The sequence below is a fragment of the Psychrobacter sp. Ps4 genome (assembly GCF_022129285.1).
In the GTDB taxonomy this organism is placed as follows: domain Bacteria; phylum Pseudomonadota; class Gammaproteobacteria; order Pseudomonadales; family Moraxellaceae; genus Psychrobacter; species Psychrobacter immobilis_A.
In genome coordinates this window covers 47,659-61,056 of sequence record NZ_JADQAK010000016.1, presented here as the reverse complement: position 1 = coordinate 61,056, position 13,398 = coordinate 47,659, and the positions used below count along the sequence as shown (strand labels likewise).

Annotated in this window: 10 protein-coding genes and 2 tRNA genes; 4 read left to right on the top strand and 8 right to left on the bottom strand. The window is 45.1% G+C overall.

Translation table 11 applies throughout. The features are described 5' to 3' along the window. Positions 1–38: 38 nt before the first annotated feature. The 7 genes from I3252_RS10195 to rsmH form a co-directional block, all read right to left on the bottom strand. On the bottom strand, positions 39–1,010 hold the full coding sequence (locus I3252_RS10195; protein ID WP_345945882.1) for a putative RNA methyltransferase: 972 nt from the start codon (positions 1,008–1,010) through the stop codon (positions 39–41). A 215-nt stretch (positions 1,011–1,225) separates the two neighbouring features. Beyond that, positions 1,226–2,344, bottom strand: a complete 1,119-nt coding sequence (mraY, locus tag I3252_RS10190; protein ID WP_087813657.1) for a phospho-N-acetylmuramoyl-pentapeptide-transferase — start codon at positions 2,342–2,344, stop codon at positions 1,226–1,228. A 3-nt stretch (positions 2,345–2,347) separates the two neighbouring features. Beyond that, positions 2,348–3,808 carry a UDP-N-acetylmuramoyl-tripeptide--D-alanyl-D-alanine ligase gene (murF, locus tag I3252_RS10185; protein ID WP_238035110.1) on the bottom strand — a complete coding sequence of 487 codons (1,461 nt, stop codon included), beginning with the start codon at positions 3,806–3,808 and terminating at the stop codon, positions 2,348–2,350. A 283-nt stretch (positions 3,809–4,091) separates the two neighbouring features. Continuing rightward, entirely contained in the window at positions 4,092–5,801 is a 1,710-nt protein-coding gene (locus I3252_RS10180; protein ID WP_238035109.1) for a UDP-N-acetylmuramoyl-L-alanyl-D-glutamate--2,6-diaminopimelate ligase, read from the bottom strand. Between the two features lie 70 nt (positions 5,802–5,871). Then, positions 5,872–7,980 carry a penicillin-binding protein 2 gene (locus I3252_RS10175; RefSeq protein ID WP_238035108.1) on the bottom strand — a complete coding sequence of 703 codons (2,109 nt, stop codon included), beginning with the start codon at positions 7,978–7,980 and terminating at the stop codon, positions 5,872–5,874. Next, the gene (locus I3252_RS10170) at positions 7,977–8,474 is read right to left on the bottom strand and encodes a cell division protein FtsL (protein ID WP_238035107.1); all 498 of its coding nucleotides are present in this window, start codon (positions 8,472–8,474) and stop codon (positions 7,977–7,979) included. Before I3252_RS10170 ends, I3252_RS10175 begins: the two co-directional genes overlap by 4 nt. A 245-nt stretch (positions 8,475–8,719) precedes the next feature. Further along, on the bottom strand, positions 8,720–9,919 hold the full coding sequence (rsmH, locus tag I3252_RS10165; protein WP_238035106.1) for a 16S rRNA (cytosine(1402)-N(4))-methyltransferase RsmH: 1,200 nt from the start codon (positions 9,917–9,919) through the stop codon (positions 8,720–8,722). Positions 9,920–10,239: 320 nt separating this feature from the next. On the opposite strand from rsmH, the gene gltX reads away from it, so the two are divergent. From gltX to I3252_RS10145, 4 genes are all read left to right on the top strand, one after another. Next, positions 10,240–11,769: a glutamate--tRNA ligase gene (gene gltX / locus I3252_RS10160; RefSeq protein ID WP_238035105.1), complete on the top strand. Its 1,530-nt coding sequence runs from the start codon at positions 10,240–10,242 to the stop codon at positions 11,767–11,769. A 145-nt stretch (positions 11,770–11,914) separates the two neighbouring features. Continuing rightward, positions 11,915–12,292 (top strand): hypothetical protein, encoded by a 378-nt coding sequence (locus I3252_RS10155; RefSeq protein WP_238035104.1) that lies wholly within the window; start codon positions 11,915–11,917, stop codon positions 12,290–12,292. A gap of 122 nt (positions 12,293–12,414) precedes the next feature. Beyond that, positions 12,415–12,490 (top strand) — tRNA-Ala (locus I3252_RS10150). Positions 12,491–12,637: 147 nt separating this feature from the next. Beyond that, positions 12,638–12,713: transfer RNA gene (locus tag I3252_RS10145), tRNA-Glu, on the top strand. 141 nt (positions 12,714–12,854) lie between these two features. On the opposite strand, the gene I3252_RS10140 is transcribed toward I3252_RS10145, so the two are convergent. Beyond that, positions 12,855–13,397 carry a hypothetical protein gene (locus tag I3252_RS10140; RefSeq protein WP_238035103.1) on the bottom strand — a complete coding sequence of 181 codons (543 nt, stop codon included), beginning with the start codon at positions 13,395–13,397 and terminating at the stop codon, positions 12,855–12,857. Position 13,398: the final 1 nt, after the last annotated feature.

Sequence of the window (13,398 nt, the reverse complement as noted above, 5' to 3'; positions counted from 1 at the left end):
TTGATCATATCTAAACGAGCTAATGACCTTAAGCCATTCTATTCAGCTGCTGTCTTCTGCAAAATATAAACGACAAACTTAGCTTGCGTCGTAAAGGATTCTGTTTCGACCGCTGCTAGTAGCGCCTGTCTTTTTTCATTAAGCGCGCGATAAGCATAAGGCGTCATGGTCATCAAATCAGCCAAGTCAGCGGCTGACAACGTCATCTCGGTACTGACATGCTCCGTACCCATCAGCGTAAAGTATGGAGCCAATTCATGCAAAAACTTATCCGAATCATGCTCGCGGACGTTATCAAATAACGCTTCGCGCATCGTCGCTAGATGCCCGATATCTGGCTTGGCAATGATTAAATAACCGTCTGCAGTCAATACCTCATTGAACGCGTCTGGCAAGATAGGACTAAAGATACTGCTAATGCCATTGATGCTATGCGCGCGTAACGGCAAATGGGCAGCGCTGGTAACAAGCGGATAGATGACTGCCGATTTGGCTGTCGCATTAGTAACACTGTCTTTAGCTTGCTGATACCAAAGACGCCCCGTCGCTTTGCTCGTTTTCGCAAGCTCTACCACAGCAGGTTTACTGATATCTGCGGCGATGAGAGCATCCATGCCTGTCTGTGCCATTGCCTGCGTGTAATAACCTTCACCACAGCCAATATCCAACCAATTGATTGCCTTGCTATCCTTTTTAGTTATCGGCTCAATTGCTGAATCAGCGATCGACTCATTTTTCGCCAACAATTCCCTCATTCTTTGGCAAATAAGCGTCTGCAATGGCTGATAATGTCCAGCGTTTAAAAACCGTTTGCGTGCATCAATTGATTGCTGGCTATCGCCCGGTGCTTTGGATTTTTTTTGTTGTACGGGCAGTAAATTAACATAACCCTGACGTGCCACATCAAATGGATGAGCCGTGTGTTTTGGGTGCAAGCTGCCATCGCAGCGCCACGTATCTGCGGCAGGCTGTAATGGTGATTGGCAAAGGGGACAAATAAATAAGCTCACAAGTATCTCAACGTCATCGCAATATGGCTGCCATTTTAACAAAATTCAGGCTTACTGCGTGATAAAAGGCGCGATAAACAATGCAGGAAAGAAAATGCGAAAAACAACCTATCAGCAACCAAACTATTAGCAACCAAAAAAAAGCCACCTCAACTAAAGTGAGATGGCTTTTGCATAAACGATATTCATATTAATGTTCGAGCGATATGGCTATGTTAACGCAGCTTTAAGGTCATGAGCCCAAGGATGACGAGAATAATGGCAATAATCCAAAACCTTGCCACCACTTGCGTCTCTTTCCAGCCAATTTCTTCAAAGTGATGATGCAATGGTGCCATCCGAAAGACGCGCTTTTTACGCAGCTTATACGAGCCAACCTGTAACATGACCGATAACGCTTCGGCGACAAATAGACCGCCCATAATAGCAAAAGCAATCTCTTGACGAGTCATGACAGCAATCGTACCGAGCATCGCCCCGAGAGCAAGCGCTCCTACATCGCCCATAAATACTTGGGCTGGATGGGCGTTGAACCATAAGAAACCAAGCCCTGCACCAATCATCGAACCACAGACAATGAGAACCTCGGAGTTATAGGCAATATAAGGCACATGCAAGTAATCAGCAAAGCGTACATCACCTGATACATAAGCCATCGCGCCCAAACCTGCCGCGACCAAGACCACTGGCAAAATCGCTAAACCATCCAAACCATCGGTTAAGTTGACGGCGTTAGAAGCACCATTAATCACAAAGTAGGTAAAGATAATAAAGCCAATACCAAACGGTACTGCCGAAAAAGGAATCATCCAATCTTTAAAAATCGGTAGCAGCAAATCCTGCATCTCACGCGTGGTCGCAATATCTGGCTGCAAGGTGGCGATATAATACAAAGACACACCGACGAACAAAGCACCCATAGAGAGCCAAAAGTATTTCTTGCGAGCAATTAAGCCTTTGGGATCTTTATACTTAATTTTTAGCCAATCATCTGCCCAGCCGACCGCACCAAAGATAATCATAACAATGAGCAAAATCCAAACGTACGGGTTATTCAAACGCGCCCATAGTAAGGTGGACACGCCAATCGCACTTAAAATCAGCACCCCACCCATGGTCGGCGTACCAGTTTTCGCCAAATGCGATTGCGGACCATCATTGCGAATCGCTTGACCATATTTCAATGCACGCAGACGTCGAATGACAGGCCCACCAAAAAACATGCTAAATGCGAGGGCGGTAATGACCGCGAGTAACGCTCGCAGCGTCAACGAAGAAACCGCAGAAAACGGCGTGTAATACTGGCCAAGCCAGCCAAACAACCAAACTAACACCGCCTACTCCTCGATTAGCGCATTGATAAGGGTTTCCATTTGCATGGAACGAGAACCTTTAAACAGCACCGTACAAGGCTGCGCCTGCTGCGCTTGCAAATACGGCTTCAAATACGCCAATAAACTGTCTTTATCAGTAAACGCATGGGCATTGATGTCAGAAACCTCTTGTGCACCCGCCACGGTAAAAGGCGCGTATTCACCAACACACAGCAGTACATTGATGCCCGTTGTCGCAATGGTACGACCCAAGCTTTGATGTTCGCTAACCGCCGCCTCTCCCAGTTCTGCGATATCGCCCAGCACCATGACTTGCGTGCTTGTTTGCGCCGCCAATACTTTTGCTGCCGCTCGCACCGAATGCGGATTGGCATTATACGTATCATCAATCAAGCGATGCATACCCAGTAATTGACTGTTCAAGCGCCCTTTAGCAGGACGCGCATTTTCAAGTCCGACGACGATATCACTAACATCGATATTTAGTGCATGAGCACAAGCAGCAGCGGCTAAAGCATTATTGACATTGTGCTCGCCCGCTAGTGGCAAGTTGATATCATGGATTTGATTGCCGATATGCAGCTTAAATTCACTGCGCTCAGGCTCGACATCTAAATGGCTGGCACTGACATCAGTATTACCAAAGCCAATCACGTGTGACGTATGCTTTTCAGCGATACGGCGTAATAGATTGGTAAAATCATCTTTATCAGGAACGATCGCAAATTGGCTGTCATTCAAGGTATGGTAAATCTCAGCCTTGGTTTGGCAAATCACTTCACGGCTGCCAAACTCACCCAAATGCGCCGTACCAATGTTTAAAATACACGCGACATCTGGCTTTACAATCTCGGTAGTATAAGCAATTTCGCCAATATGGTTTGCGCCAAGCTCTAGAATGGCATAACGATGATGGTCGGATAATTCGAGCAACATCATCGGCACACCCAAATCGTTATTTAGGTTACCACGGGTAATCAATGTCGGTGCTAGTCTGCCAAAGATACTACCCAGCATCTCTTTACAGGTGGTCTTGCCGCTAGAGCCAGTAATAGCAATAACGGTTAAATTTTGATGCTGTTGACGACGATACGCAGCCAATTGTCCTAGCGCCAAACGGGTGTCGCTCACCACTAACTGCGGAATGCTATTTGCATCAGCCGTAGCAATAGGGCGAGCGACGATAGCCGCAACCGCACCTTGCGCGATGGCAGTATCGATATAATCGTGACCATCAAAATTATCACCCGATAACGCTAAAAATATATCACCAGGTTTTATCGTACGGGTATCGGTGGCAATACGAGTGCTCATTACATCATTTACTGAATTGTTTTCTGAGTCGGATTGCCCCTCACTCAGCTGCCAATGCCCATCGAGTGCTGCGGTTGCTGCGAGCAGATTGTCTGCTTGCCAAACATACAGCCCTTGCGACTGAATGCTGTTATCGTTGTCGGCTGTCATAATGATTACCTTATATATGATGACTACTTATTTATTTTTTATAGTTAACGACTAGGGCGTGTCCTCAATTCAATCGATTATTATCTAAATGGACTAGAAATGGCTAAATTTTGCCAAACATCGTCAACTAGCTTATTAATATCTCGATATTATTTGCGCTACTTTCCTTGTTTGACGGCAATTTATCTCATTTTTATTACCATTTTTAAAATGAGGACACGCCCTAATACTTTTTAGATAGCATGAAAAACTGACTGTAAGCGCTATTATTTATCTATAAGTGCTATACACGCCCTGCTTGTTTTAAGGCGTTTTGCAAAATAACACTATCGTCAAAATCATAACGAACATGGTTAATTTCTTGATAAGTCTCATGACCCTTGCCCGCGATAACGACGATATCATCAGGCGCTGCTTGATTGACCGCATACTCAATCGCTGCTTGGCGCGCAGGTTCGATATGGGTACGCTGATATTGCTCACTCGTCATGCCCGCTTGCATATCTTGCAAAATGACATTGGGATCTTCGGTGCGTGGATTGTCTGCCGTTAATACGACTTTATCCGCGCCTGCCAATCCTGCTTGCGCCATCAAAGGACGTTTGCCCGCATCACGGTCGCCACCACAACCAAACACTGCCCATAGTTGACCTTTACAATGGGTCTTTAGGCTGGCAAGCACTTGGCTTAAAGCATCTGGCGTATGTGCATAATCAACGATAAAGCAACCATCATTAGACGGCACACGCTGCATACGTCCAACCGCACCTTGTAGCTGCGGCACCACTGCAGTAAAACGCTCAAGGCTAATGCCTAAAGCGACGGCAGATGCCATTGCGGCAAGCAAATTGGCAACATTAAAGCGCCCGAGTAATGGGCTGACGATACCTAAATGATTAACTTCGCCATCGCCTAAATCAGTACGTAGCGTAATCTCGACACCTTTTAAGCTTGGTTTGATTTCAGCCGCAACAAAGGTCGCAGATTTTGATGATTCTAAACTGTACGTCCAGACCGTTAAATCACTGGCATGTGCGGTGTCGAGCATAATCTGGGCATGTTCATCATCAATATTGATAATGGCATGGGTTAAATCTGGAAAATGCGCTTTATCAAACAGTCTAGCTTTTGCTGCTGCATACTCTGCCATATCGGCATGATAATCTAAGTGGTCACGGCTAAGATTGGTATAAATCGCCACCGACACTGGCATACCTTGTAAACGTTGCTGATCCAAACCATGTGAGCTGGCTTCCAATGCCAATAATTCAGCATTCTCTGAACCCATTTGATACAAAAATTGCTGAACCGCTAAGGCATCACCCGTGGTATGGCTGGCTTGCACCAAAGCACCAAGCCTACCATTACCTGCTGTGCCCATGACTGCGCTGCTCATGCCAGTCAGCTGCGTCAACTGCGCCACCAATTGACTGATAGTCGTTTTGCCATTAGTGCCCGTCACCGCAACCACAGTTGGCAAGGTCACGGGCTGCTGATACTGCAAACGCGCTTGAATGAGCGTTCCTAAAAAATCACGAATATTGGGCACGGATAAAACAGGGCAAGGCAGTGCTGCTAATTGCCGCTGCGCCTTAGAAGCACTATCATTTGGTAAAGTGATATCGGCGTGATTTGATACACTAGTCGTGCTAAGCAAAGCCGTGGGATCTATTTCTGATAGGATAAAAGCCGCATTTTCAGCGGCTTGATAGAGGTAGTCGCGACTTTTTTGACAGTTTGGTATGTGGCTTTTTAATAACACAAACACATCGTTCGGCTCTAGCTGACGACTGTCTAAACGAAACTGCAGGAATGGAATATCAAGAGACGAATTGATTGGTTTTGAATCCGCTCCAATCAATGTCGTCTGAGTCGATAGCTTTTGCAATGCCTGCTCTATACCTACACCATGCCTGCTATTGCTACTACTAGATTCAGTCAGCTGCTGCAAGGTGACTGGGGTAATGCTTGGCGACGAGGGTGACAGGGTCATTGGCAAATCCTATACGGTTAAAACACATCAAATAGTTAAAAACTAAGTATTAAAAAAAAGACCTCTACGACTACTGAGCGATCGTTTTTAACGGTTTATCTAAGGGTACATTGTATAAACGCAGCGCCTCTTTCATGACATTATGAAAGACTGGCGCGACTGTTAAACCAGCATAAATCTGAACACGTGGGTCTTCGATGAGCATCACACCTACTAATCTTGGGTTAGATGCGGGCGCAATACCAGCAAAAACGTTACGGTATTGATCCGTATAGTAGCCACCTTTTGGATTAACACGGCGCGATGTCCCTGTTTTACCAGCGACGCGATAACCATCAATCGCAGCACCTTTAGCCGTACCACCCGGTTCGGTGACACTTTCCATCATTTGTACGATAGACATCGCTTGCTCGTGTGCCATGATACGCTTGCTTGGCTGTAGCTTGTCATCTTTAGTGAGGGTCAATGGGTGCATCACACCGCCTGCCGCCAGCGCTGAATAAGCCTGCGCAACCTGCGCTAGAGTTGCTTCCAAACCATAACCATAACTGAGCGTAGCACGACGTGACGTTTCTTTTTCTTTTGGTGTGACAACCAGCCCACTACCTTCCCCTGGGAACTGTAGTGGTGTCTTTGAACCAAAACCAAATTGCCGTTGCATATTGGTAATGGCATCAGGCGGTAGCGACAAAGCAATCTTAGTCGAGGCGACGTTACTAGACTTCTGCAGTAGCGTGCCCATATTAATCATACCTAGATTGTTATGATCACGAATGGTATAACCACGGACACGAATAGAGCCAGGATTGGTATCAATTAAGGTAGTGGCGGTATATTTTCCTGAATCAAGTGCCGCTGCAACGGTGAATGGTTTCATAACTGAACCGGGTTCAAAGACATCGAGCAGCGCACGGTTACGCTGATTCTCACCCGTCATCTCATTCAAGTTATTAGAATTAAAAGATGGCCATGTTGACAAGGCAAGCACTTCACCCGTTTGCACATCAACAATCATGCCTGTTGACCAGCGCGCTTTTTGCAAACGCCCTGCTTTTTCTAGTTCTTTATAAAGCAAATACTGCAGGCGCGAATCAATGGTCAACGCCACATCTTTACCTGGTATTTCTGGTTCAATCTGTTTAATTTCTTTTAAACTGTTTTGTTTGGCATCTTTTAGCACCAACACTTTACCATCATCACCTGCCAGCTCAGTTTCATATTGGCGTTCGATACCAGCACGACCTTCGTAACCACCTTCAGGGTCGCTGACATTTTGTCCCATAAAGCCCAATAGTTGCGAGTTTGGTTGTGGCTGCGGGTAATAACGTTGGAAAAAGTTTTTTTCATAGACGCCAGGAAAATCAAGGGTGCTGACACTTTGGGCAATTTCAGGCGTTACTTTATTCAGTAGCGGCAAATAGTGCGAGCCTGCACCCGATGGCAGCGCTGCTTTAACTGCTGCTTCATCGGTTACATCAATACTGTCATCGATAGCAGTAACTTTTTTTAGCTCAGTGACCGAAATATTCGCAGCAGCCGCAAGCGTGGTCAGATCCATGTTATCCAAACGCTTTTGCATACGCGCAACCAGCTGTGGACTCTCAGGATTGGTGATAATAATACGCTTAAGCTCGTAATATTCGCGCGCGTAATCATGCGGACTAAAGGAGACCGTCGCCAGTGGTGCACTGACTGCAAGTGGCAAATTATTGCGATCGGTAATCATACCGCGATAGGATTTTTGCGTGCGTACGCTAGTGATGAGCTCATCACCTTTGTCTTGATAAAACTGGGCATTGGCAACTTGTAAATAATAAGCACGGGCTATCAGCAAACCCAAGACAACCAATGCAATGACCCAAATAGTACGGAAACGGTTTTTGTCTTGCTCAAAACCGCCGCGAGAGGAAGCGCCAGACGCTTTACCCAAAAATCCTCTTTTATTTTTCAGGTTTTTGACACTGGTATAAGCGCCTTGCTCTTCACTCTTTTTTAATCGATCAAACAATTTAGCCTTACGGTTGCCAGAGGATTTTTTTTCAGCCGTACTGCCTGTTTGTCCCGATTTGGCCGCACTGGCAGGACGTAAGGGCTTAGTGACCTTACCGCTAGTTGGCTTTTTACTCGCATTTTTCGCGGTCGTTTTACCGTTATTGGCATTGGGTTTTTTATCACTCATTGTCCTGCCTCCGCTACCGTGGTATCGGTGATAGGAGCATCAGGCGATATATCCGTAGAAGCTCGTGGTTCGATAACGTCAGAACTATCCTCATCTGAGTCAGTATCGACGACTGGCACCTGTGCTGTGGCAACACCCGGCTGGATAATGAGCTTATCTTTTAGCGTCGGTGAAAACATGCCCAATTCAGCCACCGCACGGCTAGCGATTTGCGGCGTCGCACTAAAAGTCTGCTGTTCAATGAGCAAACGCTGATGTTCGACTTGCAGATTACGCTCTTGTTTTTTCATGTCTTGCAAGGTTTTATAATCCTGATGATATTGCTGAACGCCTTCGGCTGTTTTGATACCGCTCCACACAATCGCCACTGCCAATAGCAATAGCACCACTACATAGATACTAACCACATTAAATCGGCGTACAAATAGCTCGCCGATATCGGTGTTATGCGGCATTGCAGCGCGACGGTTTGCGGGTTTGTCAGATATTGCCATGACGCTCTCAAAAAGTGGACTTCAAGTATGAAAATTGGCAACTGTTTTAGAGCGGTAAGACGCTTTGTACAGCACCATCAATAAAGTAAAACCAAACGAAAAAGGAACAGCCGAGCCTAGCAGATAATGTTTACAGATTTTTAACAGCCGCGTAAGTATTCAGACTTTCTATCCTAACTAATTGCCGGCAACCAATCACCAGCAACGCAGCCAAACACCCTCTCTATAACATCACGCTACCTGTGTTATTGCTCGACACTGGGTAGATAGTCGGTATCAGTACGAGTCGCCATGCGCAACCACGCACTACGCGCGCGTGGGTTTTGACTGGTTTCAGCTTTGCTTGGACCCACGCGTTTAGGCTTGCTAAAGTAGCGTGGACGATTGGGCGGCATCGGCAAATTCTCATCCTCTGGATATTGCCCTTTACTATGACGCTGCAAAAACTGCTTGATACGGCGATCCTCTAACGAGTGAAAACTAATCACTGCTAGCTGCCCGCCTGCTTTTAAAATCGGAATGCTTTGTTCTAAAAAGTCGTCAACATCGCCAAGCTCATTGTTAATAAAAATGCGCATCGCCTGAAAACTTTGAGTCGCTGGGTGCTTACCGCGCTGCCAATTAGGATGCGCCACTTTAATCACTTCAGCCAATGCCAAAGTAGAGTCATAACTGTCCATCTGCTTAATAGCACGGGCGATACGGCGACTATGACGCTCTTCGCCAAAATCATAAAGCACATTGGCCAAGGTTTCATCGTCGACTTTTTCTAGCCATTCAGCGACCGACTGCCCACGGCTGGTATCCATACGCATATCGACCGCACCGTCACGCATAAAACTAAAACCACGACTGCCATCATCAATTTGCGGCGATGAGATACCCAAATCTGCCATTAAGCCATCAACTTGCATGATACCCATTGCCGCTAGACTATCCGTCAACGTCGCAAAACTATCGTGCACCACTTTTACGCGACTATCGGTCTTTGCCAATTCGCGAGCGACGCTAATAGCGGTTGGATCTTTATCAAAAACAATCAAGGTTGCGTCATCGGCCAACTGGCTTAATAATAATCGACTATGACCACCACGCCCGAAGGTTGCATCGACGTAAATACCACTCATCTTTAAGCTATTTTGGTTGTCACTGCTTTGTTCTGCATCGTCTGTTTGCTTAGGTAGCGCTTTGACACCCAGCACTGCCGCGACGGTTTCTTGCAATAGCACCGCATCATGAACAAAGCTCAATTCATCAGAGTTGGCTTTATCAGTGACAGACTCTTGCGTCGGCTGATTAGTAGAGTCACTCTCTACCACAAAATCGTTTTCCACAGCAGACAGCTCAGCCTCTGATGCAGCATTAACAGTGGCTAAAGAAGGATTCATTTTAGAATCTTGCTTAGTATTCGGCGTATTTTTTGGCTTATTATTCAATATGGACACAAACGACTCAGTAGATGACGACCATTTTGGTCAGTAAGAGTGAAAAATCAGATGAAAATAAACAAGTTATGACTTGTCTAACATTATTATCGCAAGGATACACGGGTAGTCAAGCGCTAGACGGGCTTTTCGTTAAAAATATTCCATCTCTCTGTTATACTAGCGCTATATTTTACGCTATTTTTCTACATTGACGGCTATTGTTTGTGCCGTATTTTTTATTCAAACTTGTCATTCATATTTATCATTAGCATTTTTCACTGCTATTTTTTTTCATTTTTCACTGCCATATTCATTAACTAGCCTATTCTGAGAATTTTATGATGCAATCATCGACTTCAACTAACAGCACACGCCCTGTCCGTACCCGTATTGCGCCATCGCCTACTGGCTTTCCGCATGTCGGCACCGCTTATATTGCCCTATTTAATTTAGCTTTTGCTAAAGCCCACGGCGGCGAATTTATTTTGCGTATCGAAGATACGGATCAAACGCGCTCAACCGAACAATCTGAAAAAATGATTTTGGATGCGCTGCGTTGGGTCGGTCTCGACTGGGCGGAAGGTCCAGATATTGGTGGCCCGCATGCGCCTTATCGTCAGAGCGAGCGTAGCGATATTTATAAAAAGCATGCCGAACAGCTCATAGAAAACGATCATGCGTTTCGCTGCTTTTGTACCAGCGAGCAGTTAGATGCCATGCGCGCTGAGCAAATGGCCAATGGTGAAACGCCACGTTATGACGGTCGCTGTGCACATTTAAGCCCTGAGAAGGCTCTTGGACTTGTTGCAGCAGGCATGCCTCACGTGATTCGTATGCGTGTGCCTACCGAAGGCGTCTGTCAAGTACATGACATGCTACGCGGTACGGTTGAGATTCCTTGGACACAAGTCGACATGCAAGTGCTGCTAAAAACCGACGGTATGCCGACTTATCATTTAGCCAACGTTGTCGATGACCATTTGATGGACATCAGCCATGTGCTACGCGGTGAAGAGTGGCTGAACTCTGCACCGAAACATCAGCTGCTTTATGAATATTTTGGTTGGGAGATGCCCGTACTTTGCCATATGCCACTACTGCGTAACCCAGACAAATCAAAACTGTCTAAGCGTAAAAACCCAACCTCGATTACCTATTATCGTGATGCAGGCGTCCTGCCTGAAGCATTGCTCAACTACCTCGGTCGTATGGGCTACTCAATGCCTGACGAAGCTGAACAGTTTACTCTAGAAGAAATGATTGCCAGCTTTGATATTCAGCGTGTGTCCCTTGGCGGCCCTATCTTCGATATCGAAAAACTTAATTGGCTCAACGCAGAATGGCTACGCGCGCTTACTCCTGAAGAATTAAAGAATAAAATCCTCGATTGGGCAAATAACAGTGACAAGCTTACGGCTATCGCAGCGGCTATTCAGCCTCGTATTGAGCTGTTATCTGATGCAGTTAATTGGGGTGGTTTCTATTTCCAGAACTTACCGAATATCAATGCTGAGAGCTTTACCCATAAATCACTCACGCCTGAACAAATCATGGATATGCTACAACTGGCGCTTTGGCAGTTAGAGACCTTACCGACGTGGTCAGAAGAAAATATCTACGCCACGCTAAAAGGTCTTGCTGCCCATCTTGATATTAAAATGCGTGACTTTATGGCACCGTTCTTTATCGCTATCGCTGGTAGCACCTCATCGACGCCAGTCATGAATTCTATGGCGATTATTGGCGCTGATATGACCCTGACGCGCTTACGTCATGCGGTTGATGTATTAGGTGGCCTCGGTAAGAAGAAACTGAAGAAACTTGAGAAACAAGCGGCAGAATTGCCAGACTTTTTAGCGGCTGAATAGTTTGGCAGCTGAATAACTCATCTACTAAACAATCGATTAGCTAAAATTTATGAATTTAGAAGGGTCAGCCCAGTTCTGACCCTTTTTTAGTTATTAGTCGGTATAACTACCCTCATACTTTTAAACATCTTAATTGGAAATAAACATGACCGCCAAAACCGTCACGATAGAAAGCAAAGATTATGTCTTTAACACCCTAAAAGAAGCACAGAAATACTATGATGCCATCGTAAAAGAGCTGTTTGAGGCAAAACTTACCCTGACAAAAGGTCAAGATTTTGAAGATTTAAAGTGGATATACACCACTTACTGTGGTTATACCAATCAAAATTCAGACAAATTAAGCGATTTTGACATCGTTGGCTTTAAAGGGATCAGCACAGTACAACAAAAAGGGGGACAATATATCCCCACAGAATGTTGTTCCATTATTTTTTCAGATGGCAGTTCTAAGTGTACAGAAGAAGAGTTCTTTACCGATAAAGCCATTAAAGAGATTGCCATCAAGCAAAATCCACGCTAATTTGGGCTTATTAAGTAGCTAAAATAGCTTTAAACGCTTTTTTTCAAATATTTATGCATTATTTTTAAAATAGTAGTTGACAAGACTGCCGCTCTTACATAAAATACGCACACTCTTAGCGAGGGGCTATAGCTCAGTTGGTAGAGCACTTGCATGGCATGCAAGGGGTCAACGGTTCGACTCCGTTTAGCTCCACCATACTATTTATTGCAACGCTCAGTACTACTGAAACGTAACCATAAATACTCGCTAGTAGGACGATATCAGCACCTAGGCAATGCTTATTTATTAAGCTATCTGATATTGTGAAGTACCGTTGTAACCATTGGTTATAACACTCTATGCGTCCCCATCGTCTAGAGGCCTAGGACACCGCCCTTTCACGGCGGTAACGGGGGTTCGAATCCCCCTGGGGACGCCACTATTCGGCGTCACTTATTAGCACTTTTGCTTAACACCTTTAAGCATCAGGTTAGACTAATAAGCGAACAATAAAAAATCCCAGTCATCATACGGTGACTGGGATTTTTTATGTCTGTTGGTCTTTATTTAAGAGTATCAATCAACACTGTACTAGCACTCTAATAGCAACCAGCTTGTTGTCTAGGAAACTTAGGTATAGAATGTCATCACTCGTCTTTTCATAGATGGAATACATCGTATCGTAAGCTGTTTTTATATCAGTGGACTTTATACTAACGGTTTTGTCTGAAGCAGTCGCTTTATATTTATCAACTTCAAATTGTTGAAGGTTTAAGCTTTTAGGATTGAAGTTGTTATCGACCAATAATTCATGGTATCTAATATGAAGCCCGTCGGGAATGCCCACTATTTTCATGATAGCACCCTGATCACCTGTGATATCAACTTCCATGTTGCCATACTGATAAATCGCTTCGTCGTAACTCTCGCCTACTTCTTCTTCGGTAAAAAACCTGCCACACTCAACGTTATAAAGTTTCTTAAACTCACCGCCGAACGTGGTCATGCTTTTAATTTTCTTTAGACTAAAAGATTTACCAATCTCGATTTCTCTTATATTTGCGTCAGAGTGTTTCTCGATTTTTATACTACTGTCAGAAGCTTCTGCGTTTGCTGTATTCATA

Coding starts and splice junctions, on each gene's coding strand:
- murF (WP_238035110.1), bottom strand. CDS start 3,808: ATGACAGCCGACAACGATAACAGCATTCAGTCGCAAGGGCTGTATGTT.
- I3252_RS10180 (WP_238035109.1), bottom strand. CDS start 5,801: ATGACCCTGTCACCCTCGTCGCCAAGCATTACCCCAGTCACCTTGCAG.
- I3252_RS10175 (WP_238035108.1), bottom strand. CDS start 7,980: ATGAGTGATAAAAAACCCAATGCCAATAACGGTAAAACGACCGCGAAA.
- I3252_RS10170 (WP_238035107.1), bottom strand. CDS start 8,474: ATGGCAATATCTGACAAACCCGCAAACCGTCGCGCTGCAATGCCGCAT.
- gltX (WP_238035105.1), top strand. CDS start 10,240: ATGATGCAATCATCGACTTCAACTAACAGCACACGCCCTGTCCGTACC.
- I3252_RS10155 (WP_238035104.1), top strand. CDS start 11,915: ATGACCGCCAAAACCGTCACGATAGAAAGCAAAGATTATGTCTTTAAC.
- I3252_RS10140 (WP_238035103.1), bottom strand. CDS start 13,397: ATGAATACAGCAAACGCAGAAGCTTCTGACAGTAGTATAAAAATCGAG.